The 20335-nt window shown below is 73.7% G+C and carries 24 protein-coding genes and 3 tRNA genes; 8 read left to right on the forward strand and 19 right to left on the reverse strand.

Going from position 1 to position 20335, the window contains the following annotated elements; genetic code table 11:
• Nucleotides 1–4 precede the first annotated feature (4 nt).
• Nucleotides 5–190 carry a helix-turn-helix domain-containing protein gene (locus ACQPYN_RS29565; RefSeq protein ID WP_433030460.1) on the forward strand — a complete coding sequence of 62 codons (186 nt, stop codon included), beginning with the start codon at nt 5–7 and terminating at the stop codon, nt 188–190.
• Nucleotides 190–1422, forward strand: a complete 1233-nt coding sequence (locus ACQPYN_RS29570; protein ID WP_433030462.1) for a tyrosine-type recombinase/integrase — start codon at nt 190–192, stop codon at nt 1420–1422. Before ACQPYN_RS29565 ends, ACQPYN_RS29570 begins: the two co-directional genes overlap by 1 nt.
• Before the next feature lie 79 nt (nt 1423–1501).
• On the opposite strand, the gene ACQPYN_RS29575 is transcribed toward ACQPYN_RS29570, so the two are convergent.
• The 10 genes from ACQPYN_RS29575 to ACQPYN_RS29620 form a co-directional block, all read right to left on the reverse strand.
• Nucleotides 1502–1575 (reverse strand) — tRNA-Phe (locus ACQPYN_RS29575).
• Between the two features lie 31 nt (nt 1576–1606).
• Nucleotides 1607–1680, reverse strand: a tRNA-Asp gene (locus ACQPYN_RS29580).
• Between the two features lie 20 nt (nt 1681–1700).
• Nucleotides 1701–1773 (reverse strand) — tRNA-Glu (locus ACQPYN_RS29585).
• Between the two features lie 74 nt (nt 1774–1847).
• The gene (locus ACQPYN_RS29590; protein WP_433030464.1) at nt 1848–2612 is read right to left on the reverse strand and encodes a TetR family transcriptional regulator; all 765 of its coding nucleotides are present in this window, start codon (nt 2610–2612) and stop codon (nt 1848–1850) included.
• A gap of 77 nt (nt 2613–2689) precedes the next feature.
• A complete protein-coding gene (locus ACQPYN_RS29595) occupies nt 2690–2860 on the reverse strand; it encodes a hypothetical protein (protein WP_433030466.1) in 171 nt (56 codons plus the stop codon).
• A 355-nt stretch (nt 2861–3215) separates the two neighbouring features.
• Nucleotides 3216–4460, reverse strand: a complete 1245-nt coding sequence (locus ACQPYN_RS29600) for a serine hydrolase domain-containing protein (RefSeq protein ID WP_433030468.1) — start codon at nt 4458–4460, stop codon at nt 3216–3218.
• A 4-nt stretch (nt 4461–4464) separates the two neighbouring features.
• Nucleotides 4465–5355 (reverse strand): alpha/beta fold hydrolase, encoded by an 891-nt coding sequence (locus ACQPYN_RS29605; protein ID WP_433030470.1) that lies wholly within the window; start codon nt 5353–5355, stop codon nt 4465–4467.
• 26 nt (nt 5356–5381) lie between these two features.
• Nucleotides 5382–5810 (reverse strand): hypothetical protein, encoded by a 429-nt coding sequence (locus ACQPYN_RS29610; protein WP_433030472.1) that lies wholly within the window; start codon nt 5808–5810, stop codon nt 5382–5384.
• On the reverse strand, nt 5807–6646 hold the full coding sequence (locus tag ACQPYN_RS29615) for an FAD-dependent monooxygenase (RefSeq protein ID WP_433030474.1): 840 nt from the start codon (nt 6644–6646) through the stop codon (nt 5807–5809). Before ACQPYN_RS29615 ends, ACQPYN_RS29610 begins: the two co-directional genes overlap by 4 nt.
• Nucleotides 6647–6757: 111 nt before the next feature.
• The gene (locus ACQPYN_RS29620) at nt 6758–7564 is read right to left on the reverse strand and encodes a phosphatase PAP2 family protein (protein WP_433030476.1); all 807 of its coding nucleotides are present in this window, start codon (nt 7562–7564) and stop codon (nt 6758–6760) included.
• A 104-nt stretch (nt 7565–7668) separates the two neighbouring features.
• On the opposite strand from ACQPYN_RS29620, the gene ACQPYN_RS29625 reads away from it, so the two are divergent.
• Nucleotides 7669–8529 (forward strand): hypothetical protein, encoded by an 861-nt coding sequence (locus ACQPYN_RS29625; protein WP_433030478.1) that lies wholly within the window; start codon nt 7669–7671, stop codon nt 8527–8529.
• A 54-nt stretch (nt 8530–8583) separates the two neighbouring features.
• On the opposite strand, the gene ACQPYN_RS29630 is transcribed toward ACQPYN_RS29625, so the two are convergent.
• The 3 genes from ACQPYN_RS29630 to ACQPYN_RS29640 all read right to left on the reverse strand — a co-directional run bounded on the left by ACQPYN_RS29630 (nt 8584) and on the right by ACQPYN_RS29640 (nt 10526).
• Nucleotides 8584–8757 (reverse strand): CsbD family protein, encoded by a 174-nt coding sequence (locus ACQPYN_RS29630; protein WP_274190989.1) that lies wholly within the window; start codon nt 8755–8757, stop codon nt 8584–8586.
• Nucleotides 8758–8826: 69 nt separating this feature from the next.
• Nucleotides 8827–9078, reverse strand: coding sequence for a carboxypeptidase-like regulatory domain-containing protein (locus ACQPYN_RS29635; RefSeq protein ID WP_433030480.1), 252 nt, complete (start codon nt 9076–9078; stop codon nt 8827–8829).
• On the reverse strand, nt 9075–10526 hold the full coding sequence (locus ACQPYN_RS29640; RefSeq protein WP_433039119.1) for an MFS transporter: 1452 nt from the start codon (nt 10524–10526) through the stop codon (nt 9075–9077). The genes ACQPYN_RS29635 and ACQPYN_RS29640 overlap by 4 nt, the downstream gene beginning before the upstream one ends.
• Before the next feature lie 125 nt (nt 10527–10651).
• Here ACQPYN_RS29640 and ACQPYN_RS29645 point away from each other — a divergent pair, with 125 nt between their 5' ends.
• Entirely contained in the window at nt 10652–11026 is a 375-nt protein-coding gene (locus tag ACQPYN_RS29645) for a VOC family protein (protein WP_433030482.1), read from the forward strand.
• Between the two features lie 32 nt (nt 11027–11058).
• On the opposite strand, the gene ACQPYN_RS29650 is transcribed toward ACQPYN_RS29645, so the two are convergent.
• Entirely contained in the window at nt 11059–11952 is an 894-nt protein-coding gene (locus tag ACQPYN_RS29650; RefSeq protein ID WP_433030484.1) for an LLM class F420-dependent oxidoreductase, read from the reverse strand.
• Nucleotides 11953–11961: 9 nt separating this feature from the next.
• Complete coding sequence (locus ACQPYN_RS29655; RefSeq protein WP_433030486.1) at nt 11962–12600, reverse strand: MerR family transcriptional regulator; 639 nt, start codon at nt 12598–12600, stop codon at nt 11962–11964.
• 98 nt (nt 12601–12698) lie between these two features.
• On the opposite strand from ACQPYN_RS29655, the gene ACQPYN_RS29660 reads away from it, so the two are divergent.
• Nucleotides 12699–13619: a hypothetical protein gene (locus ACQPYN_RS29660; protein ID WP_433030488.1), complete on the forward strand. Its 921-nt coding sequence runs from the start codon at nt 12699–12701 to the stop codon at nt 13617–13619.
• A complete protein-coding gene (locus tag ACQPYN_RS29665; RefSeq protein ID WP_433030490.1) occupies nt 13616–13987 on the forward strand; it encodes a DUF2834 domain-containing protein in 372 nt (123 codons plus the stop codon). The genes ACQPYN_RS29660 and ACQPYN_RS29665 overlap by 4 nt, the downstream gene beginning before the upstream one ends.
• Here the strand turns inward: ACQPYN_RS29665 and ACQPYN_RS29670 are convergent.
• From ACQPYN_RS29670 to ACQPYN_RS29680, 3 genes are all read right to left on the reverse strand, one after another.
• Complete coding sequence (locus ACQPYN_RS29670) at nt 13962–15110, reverse strand: acyl-CoA dehydrogenase family protein (RefSeq protein ID WP_433030492.1); 1149 nt, start codon at nt 15108–15110, stop codon at nt 13962–13964. The two genes, ACQPYN_RS29665 and ACQPYN_RS29670, sit on opposite strands and share 26 nt — an antisense overlap.
• Nucleotides 15107–17080 carry an acetyl/propionyl/methylcrotonyl-CoA carboxylase subunit alpha gene (locus ACQPYN_RS29675; RefSeq protein ID WP_433030494.1) on the reverse strand — a complete coding sequence of 658 codons (1974 nt, stop codon included), beginning with the start codon at nt 17078–17080 and terminating at the stop codon, nt 15107–15109. Before ACQPYN_RS29675 ends, ACQPYN_RS29670 begins: the two co-directional genes overlap by 4 nt.
• Before the next feature lie 71 nt (nt 17081–17151).
• Nucleotides 17152–18696: a carboxyl transferase domain-containing protein gene (locus tag ACQPYN_RS29680; RefSeq protein WP_433039121.1), complete on the reverse strand. Its 1545-nt coding sequence runs from the start codon at nt 18694–18696 to the stop codon at nt 17152–17154.
• Nucleotides 18697–18822: 126 nt separating this feature from the next.
• Between ACQPYN_RS29680 and ACQPYN_RS29685 the strand changes: the two genes are divergently transcribed.
• A complete protein-coding gene (locus ACQPYN_RS29685) occupies nt 18823–19389 on the forward strand; it encodes an SACE_7040 family transcriptional regulator (protein ID WP_433030496.1) in 567 nt (188 codons plus the stop codon).
• A gap of 59 nt (nt 19390–19448) precedes the next feature.
• Nucleotides 19449–19826: a YbjQ family protein gene (locus tag ACQPYN_RS29690; protein ID WP_433030498.1), complete on the forward strand. Its 378-nt coding sequence runs from the start codon at nt 19449–19451 to the stop codon at nt 19824–19826.
• Nucleotides 19827–19842: 16 nt separating this feature from the next.
• On the opposite strand, the gene ACQPYN_RS29695 is transcribed toward ACQPYN_RS29690, so the two are convergent.
• Nucleotides 19843–20325, reverse strand: coding sequence for a hypothetical protein (locus ACQPYN_RS29695; RefSeq protein ID WP_433030500.1), 483 nt, complete (start codon nt 20323–20325; stop codon nt 19843–19845).
• Nucleotides 20326–20335 lie beyond the last annotated feature (10 nt).

The raw sequence follows: 20335 nt of genomic DNA on the forward strand, positions 1-20335 counted from the left end.
ACCCATGGACGCCCTGCTCTACACCGCCGAGGAAGCCGCCGAGATTCTCAAGATCAGCCGGTGCAAGGTCTACGACCTGCTCCGCAACCGCGACCTCCGCTCGGTCAAGATCGGCGGCTCGCGCCGCATCCCGCGCGCCGCGCTCGAGGAGTACGTGACCGCGCTGCTCGAGGCGGAGGCCGTCGCCTGATGGCTGACAGGGAGCGCAAGCGCGGCCGGAAGGTCAACGGCGAGGGGAGCATCTACCAGCGCGCCAGCGACGGAATGTGGCTCGGCTCGGCCTACGTCTACACCTCGACCGGCCGCATCGAGCGCAAGTACGTCTCGGCCAAGTCCTTCGACGACGTGAAGGACAAGCTGCTGCGGCTGCAGTCGAACAACGAGCAGGGCATCCCGGTGCCGGACCGCTCGATGACCGTCGCCGAGTACATGGAGCACTGGCTCTCGATCATCAAGGTCGAGCGGCGGCTCACGACGTATCACGGGTACGAGTCGGTGGTCCGGCTCCACATCGTCCCGATCCTCGGCAAGAAGCGCCTCGACCGGCTCATGGGCGCCGACGTCCGCCAGTTCATCAGCACGGTGCGGGCCAAGTGCCTGTGCTGCACCAACGGCCGCCACGCGCGACGGAAGCCGAAGCAACCGGCGTGCTGCCGACCCGGCCTCCCGTGCTGCGAGCGCCGGCCGACGCCGCGTCAGGTCCAGTACGTCCACGCCGTGCTGCGGAACGCGCTGGGCAACGCGGAGCGCGAGGAACTGGTGATGCGCAACGTCGCCAAGCTCGTGAAGGTCCCGACGCCGCGGTACAAGGTCGGGAAGGGCCTGACGGTCACGCAGGCCAAGACGCTGCTCGAGGCGGCCAAGGGGACGCGCTGGTACGCCCTCTACGTCACCGCCGCCACGCTCGGGCTCCGTCACGGTGAGCTGCTCGGCCTGCGCTGGCAGGACATCGACTTCGACCGGGCCACGCTGACCGTCGCTCAGACCGTCGCTCGCGCCGCCGGCCAGCTCTACGTCGGGCCGGCCAAGTCGGACGCCTCGGAGAGCACGATCCCGCTGCCGAAGGTGACCCGCCGCGTGCTCGAGGCGCACCGTCGCCGTCAGGACGAGCAGCGGGCCACCGCGAGCCGCTGGGAGGACCACGACCTCGTGTTCCCCTCGAGCCTCGGTACGCCGATGGAGCCGCGGAACCTCAACCGTCACTTCGAGGGGCTGCGGGTCACTGCCGGGATGCCCGACGTTCGGCTCCACGATCTCCGCCACACCGTGGTGAGCCTGCTGCTCGACCTCGGGACGCCACCGCACGTCGTCCAGGCCATCGCTCGCCACGCGCACATCGACGTGACGATGGCGATCTACGCCCACACCAACCTCGACGCCATGCGCCAGGCGCTCGACGCCATCGAGTGGGAGGACCTGTGAGGGTCGTTGCTGAAGTCGTTGCTGAAGTAGCCCTCTTCAAGCACGAAGCCCACCGGGCGTTTCCGCTGGTGGGCAGGGGTGGCCAGGGGCGGGGTCGAACCGCCGACCTATCGCTTTTCAGGCGATCGCTCGTACCGACTGAGCTACCTGGCCGAGAGGTCGAGGAAGAACCTCGACCGTGGAGCGACCCAGACGGGACTCGAACCCGCGACCTTCGCCGTGACAGGGCGACGCGCTAACCAACTGCGCCACTGGGCCTTGATCGTGCTGACCTACCGTACCCCCAACGGGATTCGAACCCGCGTTGCCGCCTTGAAAGGGCGGAGTCCTAGGCCGCTGAACGATGGGGGCGCGACCCTCTGGCTGAGGACCCTACCCGCCAACGGCGTACCCGTTGGGAGCGCACCAAGCATAGGTGACGGAGCTCAGACGTCCGCCACCCACCCCCTCCCGTCCCGGTGACCGTCCCTGTGGCCGTCCCGCCGGTCGTCGAGGAGATGCGGCCCGAGCACGGCCGCCATGCCGCCCTCGGCCCGGAAGCCCTCGAGCCACTCGGGGACGGCGGCGCAGCCCAGCAGGAGCTCCCAGTTCTCGCACACCCGCCGGCCGAGGTCGGCGAGGTGCGAGACGCCGAGGGAGACGACGAAGGCGCCGGCGCCGGTGTCGACGGCCATCCGGGAGAACGAGGCGGGGTCGACGCCGGGGCGCAGGATTCCTTCGTCGGCGGCCCGGGCGAAGAGGTCGCGGAAGACCTCCTCCCAGTACCGGAAGGGCCACCCGGGCCGGTGGGGCCCGGCGAAGCCCTCGGTGGACAGGCGCTGGCCGGCCCGCATCACGGACCCGCCGAGGGCGTCCTGGACCTCGCGGGTCACGCGGGCCGCGGTGCGCAGGGCGTCGAGGCCGAGCGCATTGCTGCGGTCGACGAGGTCGCGGCACAACAGGTCCATCTCGTCGACCACGGCGAGCGCGATGCTCTCCTTGGAGACGAAGTGGAAGTAGAGGGCGCCCTTGGTGACCTTGCTGCGCTCGAGGATCCGCGATAGCGAGGCCTCGTGGTACGAGGACCCGGCGAACTCCTCCGCGGCCGCGGCGAGGATCGCCCCGCGGGTCGCCAGCGCCCGCGCCTGGCGCGGCACGACCCCGCGCGTCCCGGCGGGATCGCGCGATGCGGCCTCGGCGTGGTCGGACATCGGCGGTCACGCTAGCGCGGGAGCGACCCGGGGAGAGCCGCCCACGCGCAAAGCCGTCTCTGTTCGGACGAATTCCCTCAGCGCCGGACGGGAGGCGGGTCGCCGCCCTCGCCGATGAGTCCGAGCATGTCGAGCAGTTCGCGGCAGTCCTCGGAGTCGAGGGAGTTGCGCGCCACGGCGATGCGAGCGCGGTGCACCTGGTTGTCGCTCACCCCGTAGACATCGGCCGCCGTGCGCTGGGCCGGCACCGTCGGCTCGTCCGGCGCGGTGCGCTCGGGATGCGGTCCGTTCGGTCGTCGGCGAGGTCCTGATGTCGCATTCATGCTGGCTCCCGGTGGCCGCCTGGTCCCGACCCGCTGCCACAGCTCACGCGGCGGGATCACCCGTCACGGCGACGGCACCGGTCACTGGCTGTGCCCGATGCCGTCCCTCGTCCGAGTCGCGACGACGCTACCCAGCCGCCCGCACGGACGCAGCCCCCTTCCCGAGTGACGATCGGAAAGATTTCCGTGCACTCGCTTCGTCCCGATCCGGTCACGCAGCGCAACGATCGGGGCCGGCACGGTGGCTGCGCACCCGGCCATGCGCCTCGGGCGGACGCTCTCAGTCGATCAGTGCCTGGTAGACGAGCCCGCGCAGCTGCGTGCGGATGGGGTGCGCGCTCGAGGGCAGCAACTGGGTGAAGAACATCGCCGAGATGCGCTCGAGGGGGTCGACCCAGAACGCGGTGCTCGCCGCCCCGCCCCACGCCATCTCGCCGGGGCTGGCGGGCGTGCGGTAGCGGACGGGGTCGGTCACCACCGAGAACCCGAGGCCGAACCCGACCCCGTCGAACGGCATCTCGGCGAACAGGGGCCGCCCGACCTGCTCGAGGTCGAGGCCGCCGGGCAGGTGGTTGCGGCCCATGTAGTCGACGGTGCGGCTGCCGAGCAGGCGGACGCCGTCGACCTCCCCGCGGCCCAGCAGCATGCGCGTGAACCGGTGGTAGTCCCCGGCCGTCGAGACGAGCCCGCCCCCGCCGCCGAGCCACGTGGGCTCGAGGGCCTCGCGCGCCATCGCCCCCATCCCGGCCGTCTCGGCGAGCAGGGCACGGCCCGTCGAGGGGTTCTGGAGGTACAGGGCGGCGAGCCGGTCGGGGTCGTCGACGACGAAGCCGGTCGCGTCCATCCCGAGCGGTCCGAGGACGTTCTCCTCGAGGAACGTGTCGAGCGGCTGGCCCGCGACGACCTCGATCAGCCGGCCGAGGACGTCGGTGGCGTGGCTGTAGTTCCACTCCGTGCCGGGCTGGAACACCAGGGGCAGCTTCGCCCACGCCTCGACGCAGCCGGCGAGGTCGAGACCCGCGGGCGCGGACCACTCGAAGCCGGCGGCGCGGTAGAGCTCGTCGACGGGGTGGGCGTGGTGGAAGCCGTAGGTCAGCCCGGCGGTGTGGGTCAGCAGGTGCCACACGCGGATGGGCTCGGTGGCCGCCTCGAGCAGCGGCTTGCCGGACGAGCCCTTGACGTACACCCGGGGCTCGGCGAACTCGGGCAGCCAGCGGCTGATCGGGTCGGTGAGCTCGAAGAGCCCGCGCTCCCAGAGCATCATCGCCGCCACCGAGGTGATCGGCTTGGTCATCGAGTAGAGGCGCCAGCGGGTGTCGTCGGTGACCGGGAGCCCGGCCTCCGCATCCCGGTGGCCGGCGCTCGACGAGTGCACGACCTTCCCGTCGCGGGCGACCACCGCGTGCCAGCCCGCGAGGCGCCCGTCGTCGACGTACCGGGTGAAGTGCTGCTCGATGCGGTTCAGGCGCGCCGGGTCGAAGCCCAGCTCCTCGGGATCGGCCTCGATCTTCAGGGGGCTGCTCACGTCCTCATCCTCCCTGCGCGAGGAAGCCTCGCAACTCCTCCAGGACCTCCGCGGGCCGCTCCTCGGGCACGAAGTGCCCGCAGCGCTCGATCGCCCGGCCCCGCACCTCGTCGGCGTACTCGCGCCACATGTCGAGCAGCGGCAGCGTCGTGCCCATGACCCCGTCGGCACCCCAGAGCGCGAGCAGCGGCTGGGTGACGCGCCGGCCCGCGGCGTGGTCCTCCTCGTCGTGCGCCGAGTCGACGGGGTGGGCGCGGTAGTCGTCGAAGCCGCAACGCAGCGCCCCGGGCTGCGAGAACGCGCGGACGTACTCCGCGATCGCCGACGGCTCGAGGCCCTCGCGCGCGTAGGTCCACTTCTCGAGGAAGTAGCGCAGGTAGCCCTCGACGTCGGCGCCGGCCAACCGTTCGGGCAGGTCGGGCTGCAGGTGGAAGAGCCAGTGCCAGTACTTCGTGCCCAGGTCGCCGTCCATGCGCTGCCACGTGGCGCGGCTCGGGGCGATGTCGAGGACGGCGAGGCGCGTGACCTGCTCGGGCCGGTCGAGCGCCCAGCGGTGCGCGATCCGACCGCCGCGGTCGTGCCCGACGACGGCGACCCGCTCGTGGCCGAGGTGCTCGACGAGCGAGGAGATGTCGCGGGCCATCGTGCGCTTGTCGAAGCCGCCGGTGGGCTTGTCGCTGGCCCCGTAGCCGCGCAGGTCGGGGACGATCACGGTGTGGTCGGCGGCCAGGGGGCCGGCGACGTGGCGCCAGCAGTGACCGGTCTGCGGCCAGCCGTGCAGCAGCACCACGGGAGGGCCGCTGCCCCCGACGCGGTAGTGCAGGCGCAGCCCGTCGAGGGCGGCGGTGTCGGGGGTGAGGACGGCGTCGGTGGAGCTCTCGGTGGGGGTGCTCACGCCGCCGCATCCTCCCGCCCCGGGCGTCACCCGGCCATCGGACCGGCGGGGCCGGAGGGATCCCGGGGTGGCCCCGCCGCGCCGGGACGGCCCGGGCCCGTCCAGCGGCCGTCGGAGGGCCTCGGGCGACCGGCGGGCCCGCCCGTGACCGGACCCCACCCGGTGGCGTCGACGACGGCGGCCGTGGCGTCGATGGCGTCGCTGCGCCAGAGCCGGTCGCGCATGCGGCGCACCAGGCCCTCGGCGTGGCAGAGGGCGGCGAAGTCGTGCGCCCGGACGGCCGTGGCCGCGCGAGGGTTCGCGCGCACGTGGGCGTACTCGTCGAGCGCCGGCACAATCCGGCCGTCCGCGTGGTCGAAGGCGCGCCCGAGCGCCGCCGCGTCGAGGAGATCGACCGCCACGGCCTGCGCCGTGTGCGGCAGCATGGGCTGGGCGGCGGCGCCGACGACGGTCATGCGGTGGCGCGCGCCCGCTGCAGCGGCACGTGGTGGCGCAGCACGCGCGGCGGGCGCGTCCCGACGGCCTCGCCGGCCGCCGCGCGGACGTCCGGCGCCGTGGCGGCCATGAGCCGACCGACGACGGCGGCGACCCCGTCGCGGTGCATCTCGTCGAGGGCGTCGACGCGCACCGTCACCGACACCGATCCGGCGCCGCCCGGGACCCCGGCGTGCGTGACGTGCAGGGACGGGGAGGACCACAGCCGCAGGACGCCGTCGGGCGGCGCCGGCCCGGGCGCGCGGTGCAGGAGGTAGGGCGCGGAGACGGCGTGACCGCCGCCCAAGTGCCCCCGGAGCCGGCTGCCGGGGCCGTCGGCCCCCACCACGGCCTCGGCGCGGTAGCTCCCGCCGGTGTCGTCGGTGACGAGCACGGAGTCGCCGAGGTCCTCGACCGAGGCCGCGGTGCGGCCGTACTCGACGGTGACCATCTCGTCGGCCGCGCAGGCCGCGACGAGCAGGCCGCGGAGCACGGCGTGGGGCGCGAGGACGTAGGGGCGGCCGAACCGGGTGCGGACGGCGCTCCCGAGATCGGCGACCCGCAGCAGCGCGCCCGTCCCGGCGTCCGCGTGCGTGAGCCGGACCGGCTCCCAGGCCTGGGCGCAGACGGCGTCGGCGAGGCCGAGCACGGCCAGCTCCCGCAGCGCGTGCGGGGGCAACACGGCGACGTCCGGGTCGCCGTCGACGGGCGGGTCGCGCTCGAGGACGTGCACGGGGAAGCCCTGGTGGGCGAGGAAGAGCGCCGTGGCGAGGCCGGAGACGCGTGCGCCCAGCACGAGCAGCGGTACGGCAACCACGGCTCACCTCGTTCACCCGAGCGGACGAGGTAAGGGTAGGCAGACCGTCTCGGACGGAGCAATCGGGCGCCGGTTGGTGACCAGTCGAGCCGGTCGCCACTCGGCCGAGTGTCAGTCTTTCGGGGAATCCGTCACGGGATCCCGAAGCCACGGGTTCGGGGCCGGGCTGTCGCCCAGCCGGTCCCGGGCGTCGAGCACCCGGGCCAGGGTGACGCACGTCGTGGCCAGCGCCGCGCCGAGGAGCCAGCCGGCGGTCACGTCGGTGGTCCAGTGGACGCCGAGGTAGACGCGGCTGGCGCCGACCAGCAGCGCGCCGAGGACCGCGAGCACGATCGCGACCGCGCGCACGAGGGCGGCGTGCCGCGTCCCGACGGTCAGGGCGATCACCGCGGCCGCGGTGAGCCCCAGCCCGAGGGCGCTCATCAGCGCGTGGCCCGACGGCAGGGACGCCGTCGTCTCCGGCGCGAGGCGTAGGTACTCGGGCGGCCGCGGACGCTCGACCGCGAGCTTGACCAGCCGGATCGTCACGGAGCCCGCGACGACGCCCAGCACCCAGATCAGCGCCGTGCGCCGGTGGCCGCGCCCGAAGAGCACCACGGCCGAGAGGACGGCGAGCCCGCCCGTGCCCACGGTGCCGCCGACCAGCGAGACGACCTCGGCGGCGGCGGTCAGCCCGGGGGTGCGGTGCTCGACCACCCAGCCCAGGACCGGTGAGTCCGCCGCGGCCAGGGCCTCGTCGGTGGCGACCAGGGCGAAGGGGACGCCGGCGAGGGCGACCAGGACACCGACGATCGCGGTGTCGCGCACCGCGCCGGGGACGGCGGCGAGGGCCCCGCCCGCGAGGCGGTCCGCGAGCGCCGCCAGCACGATGAGCAGTCCGAGGACCACCAGCGACACGGCGGTGGCGTCGAGAGCCACGGATGCTCCTCCTCGAGGGGTCGGGCACCGATCCGGTCGACGAACGATCGGACGCGCCGGTTCGGCGCCGGTGTGGGGCGATCATCCCAAGGCAGACTGGGTGTGTGCTCCTCCTGGGCCTGCTCTTCGCGCTCGCCTCGGCAGGGGCCAACGCGGGCGCGGCGCTGCTGGAGGCGAGCGCCACCCGTCGGGCGACCCGGGTCGCGACGGTGGTGCTGCACCCGATGTACCTCGGGGGGCTCGCCCTCGACATCGGCGGCTGGGTGCTCACGGTGCTCGCCCTGCGCTACATGCCGATCGTGGCCGTGCAGGCGATCGTCGCCGGACAGGTCGGCATCACGGTGATCGCGTCGCACTGGGTGTTCGACACCCCGCTGCGACGCCTCGACCTCTGGGCGGCAGGGGCCAACGTCCTCGGCCTGGCGCTGCTGGTGGCGAGCGCGAGCGTCGACGACGAGCAGGTCACGCCGAGCACGGCCGGGGTCGTCGCGCTGGTGGTCGCGTTCGTGGTCCTGCTGGGGGTGTCGGTACCGATCGCGATCCGCAGCCGCCGCGCGATGCTCGTGTCGTTCCTCGCCGGGCTCGCGTTCGGCGGCACCGCCGTGGCGGTCCGCATGATCGACCTGCGCGGGTCCTTCGGCGAGATCGCCGGCCAGGCGGTGGCGGACCCGGTGATCTGGAGCCTGCTCGGCTTCGCGGTGCTGGGGCTCGCGCTCTACACGGTCGCGCTGGGTCGGGGGTCGGTCGGCCCCGTGGTGGCGGTGCTCGCGGTGACCGAGACGCTGGCGCCGGGCCTGCTCGGCCTCGTGGCGCTGGGCGATTCCGTGCGGCCGGGCTGGACGCCGGCCTTCGTGCTGGGACTGGTGCTCGCGCTCGGCGGCGTCGTGGTGCTGGCCCGCTCGCCGGCGCAGGCGTCCCTGTCGGGCGACGACGGCGCTGCGCCGCCGCCCCTCAAACGACTGTGAGGGACCGACGGCGGGGTGGCCCGGTCCGGGCCGCCCCGCCGTCGGTGTTCGGCATCAGTCGCGGAAGGCGTCCTTGACCTTCTCGCCCGCGTTCTTGAGGCTGCCGGCGGTCTGGTCCTTCTTGCCCTCGGCCTCGAGGCGCTCGTTGCCGACCGCCTTGCCGACGCCCTCCTTGACCTTGCCCTTGAGTTCCTGGGCCTTGTTGTCGACCTTGTCTTCCTGCGCCATGAGAGCCTCCTCACCACGCGCCGCCTACGGCGCGCTGGACGGACGGCTAGGTACCCCCGGGCGGACGGCTCAATCCGCCGCCGGCGAACGGGTGCCCAGCGCGACATCGCGGACGACCTCGCCGGACGCCGGGACCGCGACCCAGCCCACCTCGGGCGGATGACCGTCGGCCCGGGCCACCAGCTGGAACGTGCCCGCCTCGCGCGGCTCGAGGTGGAAGGTCCCGTCCTCGCCCACCGCCGCGACGGCCACCTCGTGGCCATCGGCGCCCACGAGCGTCACCGTCGCACCCCCGAGGCCGTCCCCCAGCCGGTCGGTCACCCGGCCCCGCAGGGTCGACCCGTCGACCGCGACCGGGTGGTGCGGGACGGGGTGTGGGCGGGCGCCTCGTCGTCCGTCGCCGGCCCTTCGGCAGCGGCGGCGCGCCGACGACGGCGGTCGAGGGCGAGGTCGGCGAGCCCGAGCAGCAGCGCGAGGACGACGAACGCGACGGCGCCGATCAGGCCCTGGCTGATGGCCAGCGACCAGTCGCCGCCCGTCGCGGTGAGCTGGCCGAAGAACACCGCGCCGACCGCGGAGATGCCGACCGCCGAGCCGATGCGCTGCCCGGTCTGCAGGACGCCGGCCGCCGTGCCGCCCTCCCTCGGGGGCACCTCCTCGAGCGCGAGGGTCTGGTTCGGCGCGATGACGAAGCCGCTGCCGATGCCGGCGAGCAGGAGCGGCCCGGCGATCGCCCAGCCGACCTGCTGGGGGTCGAGCCGCAGGACCACGTCGACGGCGACCAGCCCGAGGGCGACCGCGAGGAGGCCGAGGACGACCAGCGACTTGCCCAGCCGCGACACGAGGCGGCCGCCGATCGCCGACGTCACGGCGGAGCCCAGCGCGAACGGCGTCAGGGCGAGCCCCGCCTCGAGCGGGGTGTAGCCGCGGCCGTTCTGCAGGAACAGGGTGACGACGAAGAAGATCGCGGTGAAGCCGGCGAAGTAGAGCAGTCCCAGCGAGGTGCCCAACGCGTAGCTGCGGGTGCGCAGGAGGCCGAAGTTCACCAGCGGGTGCCCGTGGGTGCGGCGGGCCCGACGCTCCCAGGCGACGAACGCGAGCAGCAGGACGAGGGCGACCCCCAGGAGCCACCACGGCGCGCTCGCCGGGTCCTGCTCGGAGAGCACGAGCGGGGTCATGAGCGCCACGACCGCGCCACCGAGCAGGACGGCCCCGACGAGGTCCAGCGGCCGCCGCTCCGTCGCCGCGGGCGCGTCCCTCGGGAGCAGGCGGACGCCGAGGACCAGGGCCGCGACGCCGATCGGGACGTTGACGTAGAACACCCAGCGCCAGCCGTCGGCCTCGCCGCCCCACTGCAGCAGCAGGCCGCCGAGCAGCGGCCCGATCGCGGTGGAGATGCCGATCGCGGCGCCGAACAGCCCGAACGCCCGCCCGCGCTCGCGGCCCGTGAACAGCTGCTGAATGAAGCCGATGACCTGCGGGTTCAGCATCCCGCCGGCCGCGCCCTGCAGCAGGCGGGCGGCGACGAGCGTCTCGGCGTTCGGCGCGAGCCCGGCCGCGGCGCTCGTCAGCGTGAACAGCGCGAGCGCGAGCAGGAACATCTTCTTGCGGCCGCGGTCGTCGCCCAGGCGTCCCGAGGCGACGAGCACCAGCCCGAAGGTCAGGGCGTAGCCCGAGACGACCCAGGACAGCTCGGCCGACGACGCGCCGACCCCCCGCTGCATCGCGGGGAGGGCGACGTTGACGATGCTGACGTCGAGCAGCGTCATGAACCCGGCGATCAGGCACACCGCCAGGGCGCGCCAGCGCCTCGGGTCGGGCTCGGGAGAACTCACTCCGCTGAGGTTCCCGCCGGTCACCGGGCCAATCGTGACACGAGACGGAGGGAACGCCCGTGGAGATCCTCTCGAGCCGCATCCTCGTGCGTCCGCGCGACTGGGAGCTCTCCCGGACGTTCTACGCCGAGAACCTCGGCCTCGCCGTGGCCCGGGAGTTCCCTGGCGGCGTGGTGTTCTTCCTGGGCACCGGCTACCTGGAGCTCTCGAAGGCGGGCGCGGTCGCGATCGGGGACGACGCGCTGTGGCTGCAGGTCCGCTCGCTGCCCGACGCCGTCGCGGAGCTCCGGGGTCGGGGCGTGAGGATCACGCGCGAGCCGGTCCGCGAGCCGTGGGGGCTCGACGAGTGCTGGATCGCCGACCCCGACGGCCGCGCGATCGTCCTCGTCGAGATCCCGCCCGGCCACCCGATCCGGACCGACACCCGTACGTGAGCGAAGTTCACGGCTATAGCCGTGAACTTCGCTCACAGACCCAGGGCGCCCGCCAGCTCGCGTAGGGCCGGGCGGGGATCGGACATCGGGTTGTCGCCCAGGGCCTGGACCAGCACGTGGTCCGCGCCGGCGTCGAGGTGCGCGGTCACCGACGCCGCCACGGTCTCGAGGTCGCCCATGCCCACCAGCGCCCGCGCGAGGCGCTCCGAGCCGCCGCGGACCAGGTCGGACTCCTCGAAGCCCTGGCGCAGCCAGGAGTTCCGGTAGTTCGGCAGGCCCGAGTACACCTCGAGGTGCGCGTGGGCGCGGCGCATCGCGTCCTCGGCGTCGTCGCCCACCGCGACGGCCTGCTCGGTGACGACCCACTTGTCCGGCCCCAGGGCCTCGCGGGTCACGCGGCTCTGCTCGGGGAGGACGAGGTAGGGGTGCACGCCGTCGGTCTCGGCGCCCGCGAGCTCGATCATCTTCGGGCCGAGGGCGGCGACGAGACGGGCGGGGCGGCCCACGCCGGGCTCGATCTGCTCGGGGACCGCGGCCATCCGCGCGAGGTAGTCGCGCATCGTGGCCAGCGGCTTCTCGTACGTGCCGCCGCGACCGCGCTCGACGAGCGGCGCGTGGCTGACCCCGAGCCCGAGGACGAAGCGCCCGGGGTGCAGCGCGGTGAGCGTGCGCGCGCCGGACTCGGCGGCGATGGGGTCGCGGGCGTGGATGTTGGCGATGCCGGTGCCGACGACGAGGCGCTCGGTGGCGGCGAGGAACGCGCCCGCCTGGGTCAGCGTCTCCTTGCCGTAGGCCTCGCCGTAGAACAGCGAGCCGTAGCCCATCGCCTCGATATCGCGGGCTGCCTGCTGCGCGTCCGGCATCGACCAGGTGTCGCTGGTCCACCAGACGCCGATGCGGGACGGGAAGTCGATCTGTGCGGCCACGCCCGGACGCTAGCGCTCCCCGCCCGGGGCCACCCGCCGGGCCGACGCCGACTCCTCGGCCATCCCGCGCAGCGCGGCGATGAGCGCGCCCCCGAGGACGATGCCGACGACGACCCTCTCGACCGAGCCCTCCCGCTCGTCGCGGTCGACCACCGCCGCGACCTCGCGGTCGCCGACCGCCTCCATCGCCTCGGCGTAGACGTCGAGCAGCCCGACGACCTGGTCGCCCCCGAGCCGGTCGAGGGTCGCGAGGACGTCGATCGCGGCGCGCCGGCCCGCGTTGTTCTCGGTCACCCGCCACCCGCGCCGGGCGACGAGGTCCGCGACGACCTTCTCCGCCCGCACCGAGGCGTCGTCCTCGACGGGCTGCACGCGCGCCATCACCGCGTCCTGCGCGGTCCCGAGCGCGTGGTGCAGGTCGACCTGCTCGTCGTCGACCGTGGCGAGCACGTCCCGGGCGCCCGCGACCGTGAGCCCGCCGACGTCGAGCAGCGCGCGCACCAGGCGCAGGCGGCGCAGGTGCTCCTCGTCGTAGTGCGCCTGGTTCGGGCTCGTGAGCTCGCCGGGCGGCACCAGACCCTCGCGCAGGTAGTACTTGATCGACGCGACGCTCACGCCCGACCGGCGGCTCAGTTCCGCGACCCGCATCCCGCTCCCCTCTGGACGTCCGACTCGGATAGTTCTACTCTCCGCTCATGGACAGCGCCACTATCCGATCATTCGCACGGGAGTCACGCTCCCTGGCCGTGTTCACCGTCGCCATGGCCGTGCTCGCCGCCGTGTGCCTGGCCGGTGTCGCGCTCGACCCCCGCCTCCTCGGTGGCCAGCCGATCTGGGCCAAGCCCCTGAAGTTCTCGATCAGCTTCGTCCTCTACGGCGCGACGCTGGTGTGGATGATCTCGCTCGTCGCCTCGCCGACGGCACGGCGGTGGGCCCGCCGCGCCGGCGCCGTCGTCGCCACCGCCGGAACGATCGAGATGATCGCCATCGTCGGGCAGGTGGTCCGCGGGCGCGCCAGCCACTTCAACGTCGCCACGGCGTTCGACACGGCCGTCTGGGCAGTGATGGGGACGACCATCGTCGTGCTCTGGATCGCCACCGCCGGGCTCGGCGTGCTGCTGCTGCGCGAACGGACGTTGCCCGTCGACATCGCCTGGGCGGTGCGCCTCGGGCTGGTCGTCACCCTGCTCGGGATGGCCACGGCGTTCTTCATGACGAGCCCGACGGGCGCGCAGATCGCCGCCGCGAGCACGACCGGGTCGATGCCGACGGTCGGGGCGCACGCTGTCGGGGTGCCCGACGGCGGCGCGGCCCTCCCCCTGGTCGGCTGGAGCACCACCGGCGGCGACCTGCGGATCGGCCACTTCATCGGCCTGCACGCGCTGCAGGGCCTGCCGTTGCTCGCCTTCGCGCTGCTCGCCCTCGCGCCGCGCGTGCCGGTGCTGCGCGACGTGTCGGTGCGGGCGCGGCTGGTCGGCATCGCCGGGGGGTTCTGGGCCGGGCTGACGCTGCTCCTGGTCTGGCAGGCCCTGCGCGGCCAGTCGATCATCGCCCCGGACGGCCCGACGATCGCCGTCGGCGCGGCGCTGGTCGTCGTCACCGCCCTGGCCACCGCCGCCGTCCTGCGTCCCCGCACCACCCCGACCGTCCTGGAGACCCAGCGATGAGCACACCGACCACCGTCGCCCCCGCCCGCACCGGGCACCCCGCCCTCGTCGCGGTCTACCTCGTCCTGTCGCTGGTCGGCCTCGTCGGGACGTGGTGGTTCAACCTGAGCTTCTTCGCCACGGGCGGCACCGACTACCTCGGGGGCTGGTTCGCCAACGCCGCGAGCTCCTCGGCGGCCGTCGACATCATCGTCGTGGCCGTCGCGGCCTGTATCGTCATGGTGGTCGAGGGCCGCCGGCTGGGATTCCGCCCGCTGGGCCTGGTGCTGCTCGTGGTGCTCAGTTTCGTGATCGCCGTGGCGTTCACGTTCCCGCTGTTCCTGGCCCTGCGGGAGAGGCGCCTCAGAGCCCGAGGTGACGCGCGATGAGGATCTTCTGGACCTCGCTCGTGCCCTCGCCGATCTCCAGGATCTTCGAGTCGCGGTAGTGCCGGGCCACGGGGTACTCGTTCATGAAGCCGTAGCCGCCGAAGATCTGGGTGGCGTCGCGGGCGTTGTCCATCGCCGCGTTGGAGCTCACGAGCTTCGCGATCGCGGCCTCCTTCTTGAACGGCACCCCGGCGGACATCTTCGCGGCGGCGTCCTGCCAGGCGAGGCGGGCGCAGACGGTGCGCGACTCCATCTCGGCGATCTTGAACTGGATGCCCTGGTAGGTCCCGATCGCGGCGCCGAACGCCTCGCGCTCGCGGGCGTAGCGCAGTGACTCGTCGACGCAGCCCTGGGCGGCGCCGGTGGACAGCGCGGCGATCGCCACGCGGCCCTCGTCGAGGATCGACAGGAACTGCGCGTAGCCCCGGCCCCGGGTGCCGACCAGGTTCTCCTCGGGCACGCGGCAGTCGTCGAAGGCGAGCTCGTGGGTGTCGGAGGCGTTCCAGCCGACCTTCGAGTACGACGGCGCGACGGTGAAGCCGTCGGTCCCCGACGGGACGAGGATCGCCGAGATCTCCTTCTTCCCGTCCTCACCGCGGTCGGTGACGGCGGTGACCGTGACCAGCGAGGTGATGTCGGTGCCCGAGTTGGTGATGAACGCCTTGGTCCCGTTGATCACCCAGTTCCCGCCGTCGAGCTTCGCGGTGGTGCGGGTGGCCCCGGCGTCCGAGCCGCCGCCGGCCTCGGTGAGCCCGAACCCGCCGAGCCTCCGGCCGGCGGCGAGGTCGGGGAGCCAGCGCTCCTTCTGCTCGTCGGAGCCGAACCGCAGCAGCGGCATGATCCCCAGCGACACCCCGGCCTCGAGCGTGATGGCCACCGACTGGTCGACCCGGCCGAGCTCCTCGAGCGCGACGCACAGCGCGACGTAGTCGCCGCCCATGCCGCCGTACTCCTCGCCGACGGGCAGCCCGAACAGGCCCATCTCGCCCATCTTCTTGACCAGCGCGTACGGGAACTTCTCCTTGATGTAGAAGTCGCCGATGACCGGCGCGACCTCCTTCTGCGCGAAGTCCTCCACGGTCGCGCGCAGGGCTTCGTGCTCCTCGGACAACTGCATGATCATTCTCCTGATTCGGGCACGACGGTGACGAGCGGCGCGTCCAGGGCGACCGCCGCGCCGGCCTTCGCGGCCAGGTCCTTGACCACCCCGTCGACCGGGGCGGAGATCACGTGCTCCATCTTCATGGCCTCGACGACGACGAGGCGCTGACCGGTGGTGACGTGGTCGCCCTCGGCGACCTCGACGGCGGTCACGGTGCCGGGCATCGGGGCGGTCAGCGGACCGTCCTGTCCCCCGGCGGCGGTGCGGGCCGCCCGCAGGCGTTCCTGCTCGCGCAGGGCCCAGGCGTCGCCGTCGCGCGCGAGCCAGCGCACCCCGCCGGCGATCGCGGTGCGGTAGCCGCGGGTGGCGCCGTCGAGGGTGACGACGAGGGTGGGGCCGTGTCTCCGGGCCGAGACCCCTCTGGTGGCTCCGTCCTCGCCGATCGTCACGCTCGCGTGGTCCGGCGGACCGGCCACGGCGACGTCGACGGGGTCACCGCTCGCCCCCGCGGCGGGGACGAGACGCCACCGCGCCGGCGCGGGGTCGGCGCCGAGGCGCCACCCGCCCAGGCGGTCGAACGGGGCGTCGCCCGCGGGCAGGTCGAGCAGGCCGGCGAGCGCCGCGGCGGCGAGGACGTCGTCGGGGATGTCGTCGGCGGGCGGGTCGAGGCGGGCGATGAGCCCGGTGTCGAGACGGCCGGCGCGGACGTCCTCGTCGTTCAGCAGCGTGCGCAGCCAGGCGAGGTTGGTGCGGACGCCGAGCACGGTGGTGGCGGCGAGCGCGGCGTCGAGGCGGTCGAGGGTGGCGGCACGGTCCGGACCGCTGGCGATGATCTTGGCGAGCATCGGGTCGTACCGGGACCCGACCTCGGTGCCGATCTCCACCCCGGCGTCGACACGGGTGTGGGGCGGCCACACCAGGTCCAGCACCGTCCCGCCGGTCGGCAGGAAACCGCGGGCGGGGTCCTCGGCGTAGAGGCGGACCTCGACGGCGTGGCCCTCGAGCGTCACGTCGTCCTGGCCGTAGCCCAGCGGCTCGCCGGCGGCGACGCGCAGCTGCTCGGCGACGAGGTCGATCCCCGCGCCGCGCACCCGGACGACCTCCTCGGTGACGGGGTGCTCGACCTGCAGGCGGGTGTTCATCTCGAGGAAGAAGAACTCGCTCGCGTCGGAGTTCGTCACGAACTCGACCGTGCCGGCGCCGACGTAGCCGCAGGCCCGGGCGGCCTCGACGGCGGCCTTCCCCATCTCGAGTCGCTGCGTCTCGTCGAGGACGGCCGACGGGGCCTCCTCGACGACCTTCTGGTGGCGGCGCTGCAGGGAGCACTCGCGCTCGCCGAGGTGCACGACGCCGCCGTGCTGATCGGCCAGCACCTGGATCTCGACGTGGCGGGGGTCGGTGACGTAGCGCTCGACGAGCAGGGTGTCGTCGCCGAAACTCGACCGCGCCTCCCGACGGGCGGCGGCGATGGCGCCCTCGAGCTCGTCGTCGCGCTCGACGACGTGCATGCCCTTGCCGCCGCCGCCCGCGCTGGGCTTGAGCAGCACCGGGAAGCCGACCTCGCGGGCCGCGGCCGCCACGGCGGCGTCGTCGAGCCCGGTGCCGTCGGACCCCGGCACCAGGGGCACGCCCGCGGGGCCGACGGTCGCCTTCGCGCGGATCTTGTCGCCCATGGCCTCGATGGCCTCGGGGGGCGGGCCGATCCACGTCATGCCGGCCTCGCCGACCTGGCGGGCGAAGCCCGCGTTCTCGGCGAGGAAGCCGTAGCCGGGGTGCACGGCGTCGGCGCCGACCGCCGCGCCGGCCGCGAGGATGGCCGCGCCGTCGAGATAGTCGGGCACGCGGACCGCGACGTCGGCGGCGCCCACATGCGGCGCGCCGGCGTCGGGGTCGGTGTAGACGGCCACCGCGCGCAGGCCCCGGGCGTGCAGGGTCCGCGTGATCCGCACGGCGATCTCGCCGCGGTTGGCGATCAGCACGCTGGTGAACACGGTGGCCTCTCTGACGGGGCGAGGATGCGGATTTCCTGGCGTTGAGTGCAAGCGAAGACGCAGGGCTTGCACTACATCCGGAACACGCCGAAGTGCGGCGCGTCGAGGGGGGCGTTCGCGCACGCCGAGAGCGCGAGGCCCAGGACCGTGCGGGTGTCGGCGGGGTCGATGACGCCGTCGTCCCAGAGCCGGGCGGTCGAGTAGTACGGGTGGCCCTGGTGCTCGTACTGCTCGCGCACCCCGTCGGCGTCCGACGAGCCGACCGTGCCCAGCACCGTCGCCGCCTGCTCGGCGCCCATGACGCTGATCCGCGCGTTGGGCCACATCCACAGGAAGCGCGGCGAGTAGGCCCGCCCGCTCATCGCGTAGTTGCCGGCGCCGTACGAGCCGCCGATGACGACGGTGAGCTTGGGGACGCGCGTCGTGGCGACGGCCGTGACCATCTTGGCGCCGTCCTTGGCGATGCCGCCGGCCTCGTACTCGCGCCCGACCATGAAGCCGGTGATGTTCTGCAGGAAGACCAGCGGGATCTTGCGCTGGTCGCACAGCTCCACGAAGTGCGCACCCTTGAGCGCCGACTCCCGGAAGAGCACGCCGTTGTTGGCGACGATGCCGACCGGGTGCCCGTGCAGCCGCGCGAACCCCGTCACGAGCGTCGTCCCGTACTCGGGCTTGAACTCGGTGAACGCGCTCCCGTCCACGAGTCGCGTGATCACCTCGTGCACGTCGTAGGCGGTGCGCCCGTCGACCGGGACGACGTCGTAGAGCTCGCTCTGCTCGTGCGCGGGCTCGACGGTGGGGCGCCGCTCCCACGGTGGCGCCACGCGTGGGCCCAGGGTGTCGACGATGTCGCGCACCATCGACAGGGCGTGCGCGTCGTCCTCGGCGAGGTGGTCGACCACGCCGGAGGTGCGCGCGTGCAGGTCGCCGCCGCCGAGCTCCTCGGCGGTGACCTCCTCGCCCGTCGCGGCCTTCACCAGCGGCGGGCCGCCCAGGAAGATCGTGCCCTGGTTGCGGACGATCACGGCCTCGTCGCTCATCGCCGGGACGTAGGCCCCGCCCGCGGTGCACGAGCCGAGCACGGCGGCGATCTGCGGGATGCCGAGCCCGGACATCGTCGCCTGGTTGTAGAAGATCCGGCCGAAGTGCTCGCGGTCGGGGAACACCTCGTCCTGCTGCGGCAGGAACGCCCCGCCCGAGTCGACGAGGTAGATGCACGGGAGGCGGTTGTGCAGCGCCACCTCCTGCGCGCGCAGGTGCTTCTTCACCGTCATCGGGTAGTAGGTGCCGCCCTTGACGGTGGCGTCGTTGGCGACGACGACGCACTCGCGCCCCGCGATCCGCCCGACGCCGGTGATGATCCCCGCGCCCGGGGCCGCGTCGCCGTACATCCCGGTGGCGGCCAGCGGCGAGAGCTCGAGGAACGGGCTCGACGGGTCCAGCAGGGCGTCCACCCGCTCGCGGGGCAGCAGCTTGCCCCGTTCCACGTGCCGGACGCGGCTGCGCTCGGGGCCGCCGAGACGCGCGACGGCCAGCCGCTCGCGCAGGTCGGCGACGAGGGCGTGGTGCCCGCCCTGTGCGCGATCTCCGGGGCTGTCGCCACGGATTTCGCCCACGTGGTCGGTGCTCGGCGCAGCCACGGGCGACCTCCTCGTCGACGTCGACGTACGGACCGCACGTTAACGCTCGCTCACGTTAGTGACCGTTCACGTCCCCTGGCAAGAGGCCGTAGGGTGCCGAGCGTGCCCGTCACGACGTCACGCCGCGAGCAGATCCTCGTCGAGGCCGCCCGGCTGTTCGCCCGTCACGGGTTCCACGGCGTCTCGATCGACGGGATCGGCGCGGCGGTCGGGGTCAGCGGCCCGGCGCTCTACCGGCACTTCCCGTCGAAGGAGGGCCTGCTCGCCGAGATGCTGGTGGGCATCAGCGAGCACCTGCTCGCCGGCGGTCAGGAACGCGCGGCCGAGACCACCGACCCCGTCGAACTGCTCGAGGCGCTCATCGCGTTCCACACCGACTTCGCGCTGCACCAGCCCGAGCTCATCACCGTCCAGGACCGCGACCTCGCGAACCTCCCCGACGCCGCCCGGCGCCGGGTGCGCGGGCTGCAGCGCGCCTACGTCGAGGTCTGGGTGGACGCGCTGTGCCGGGCCGGGCTCGCGGCGAACGAGGAGGCCGCGCGGGTCGGGGCCCACGCCGCGTTCGGGCTGATGAACTCCACGCCCCGCAGCGCCGGGCACACGCGCCCGGACGTCGCCGCTCCGCTGCTCGTCGCCATGGTGCGCGCCGCCCTGCACGCGCTCGTCTGACGGACGACCGCCCGGGGACGGCACGCCACGCGGCCGGTCGCGTCGCTACGCTCCGCCACATGAACCAGCCGCAGCAGACGGGTCAGTTCCAGGGTCAGCGGTACCCGATCCTGCTCTCGACGATGAACGACCTCCCGGGCTACGAGGTCACGCGCGTGTTCGGCGAGGTCTTCGGGCTCACGGTCCGCAGCCGCAACATGTTCTCGACCATGGGCGCGGGCTTCAAGGCGATGGCCGGCGGCGAGCTCAAGGGCCTGTCGAAGCTGCTCTCGGACTCCCGCCACGAGGCCCTCGGGCGGCTCGCGGAGGAGGCCCAGGCCCACGGCGCGAACGCCGTGCTCGCCCTGCGCTTCGACTGCAACGAGATCGCTCAGACCGCCAGCGAGATCGCGGCCTACGGCACGGCCGTCTACGTCGTGCCGCACACCCAGCGCTGAGTCACTCCGCGCTGGGTCACCGACGCCCGCGGGCCGTCTGCGCGTCCAGGCCCCGGGCGAGGTCCTCCTCGGTCTGCACCAGCCGGTTGCGCCGCAGCGTGGCCTCCTCCAGGCGCGAGCGCACCGCGATGCGCCGCGACAGGAGCTCGCGCACGTAGTCGTACCGCTCGGCCTCGGTGGCCTGGTGGATCTGGGCGGTCAGCTTGGCGTCGAAGCGCTCGAAGACGCCGACCTGCTGGTCGGCCGCGCGCCGGTCCCGGCCCGCCTGCTCGTACTGCGCGGGCGTCACCGAGCCGTACGGCGACGGAGCGGGCCGGGGCACCTGCGCCGGCGGCATCTGCCGGGTCGGCTGGGCCACGGGCGCCGGCGCACCCGGGGCGCCGGGGGGCGGGTCGTAGGGGCGGGGCGCCCCGACCCCGGTGTAGGCGGGCGGCGCGGTGTCGGCCTCCCGCTCGTCATGATCGCGGCCGAAGAGCCGACGCAGTCGTGAGGTCGCCATGGCGCACCCT

The sequence above is a fragment of the Actinomycetospora sp. CA-053990 genome, from assembly GCF_050948445.1.
GTDB lineage: Bacteria > Actinomycetota > Actinomycetes > Mycobacteriales > Pseudonocardiaceae > Actinomycetospora > Actinomycetospora callitridis.

Bases quoted from the DNA above. Each gene is read 5' to 3' on its own strand.
- ACQPYN_RS29565 (WP_433030460.1), top strand. From the start codon at position 5: ATGGACGCCCTGCTCTACACCGCCGAGGAAGCCGCCGAGATTCTCAAG.
- ACQPYN_RS29640 (WP_433039119.1), bottom strand. From the start codon at position 10,526: ATGACGCTGCTCGACGTCAGCATCGTCAACGTCGCCCTCCCCGCGATG.
- ACQPYN_RS29655 (WP_433030486.1), bottom strand. From the start codon at position 12,600: ATGCGGGTCGCGGAACTGAGCCGCCGGTCGGGCGTGAGCGTCGCGTCG.
- ACQPYN_RS29665 (WP_433030490.1), top strand. From the start codon at position 13,616: ATGAGCACACCGACCACCGTCGCCCCCGCCCGCACCGGGCACCCCGCC.
- ACQPYN_RS29630 (WP_274190989.1), bottom strand. From the start codon at position 8,757: ATGGCGCAGGAAGACAAGGTCGACAACAAGGCCCAGGAACTCAAGGGC.
- ACQPYN_RS29670 (WP_433030492.1), bottom strand. From the start codon at position 15,110: ATGATCATGCAGTTGTCCGAGGAGCACGAAGCCCTGCGCGCGACCGTG.
- ACQPYN_RS29695 (WP_433030500.1), bottom strand. From the start codon at position 20,325: ATGGCGACCTCACGACTGCGTCGGCTCTTCGGCCGCGATCATGACGAG.
- ACQPYN_RS29570 (WP_433030462.1), top strand. From the start codon at position 190: ATGGCTGACAGGGAGCGCAAGCGCGGCCGGAAGGTCAACGGCGAGGGG.
- ACQPYN_RS29590 (WP_433030464.1), bottom strand. From the start codon at position 2,612: ATGTCCGACCACGCCGAGGCCGCATCGCGCGATCCCGCCGGGACGCGC.
- ACQPYN_RS29690 (WP_433030498.1), top strand. From the start codon at position 19,449: ATGAACCAGCCGCAGCAGACGGGTCAGTTCCAGGGTCAGCGGTACCCG.
- ACQPYN_RS29610 (WP_433030472.1), bottom strand. From the start codon at position 5,810: ATGACCGTCGTCGGCGCCGCCGCCCAGCCCATGCTGCCGCACACGGCG.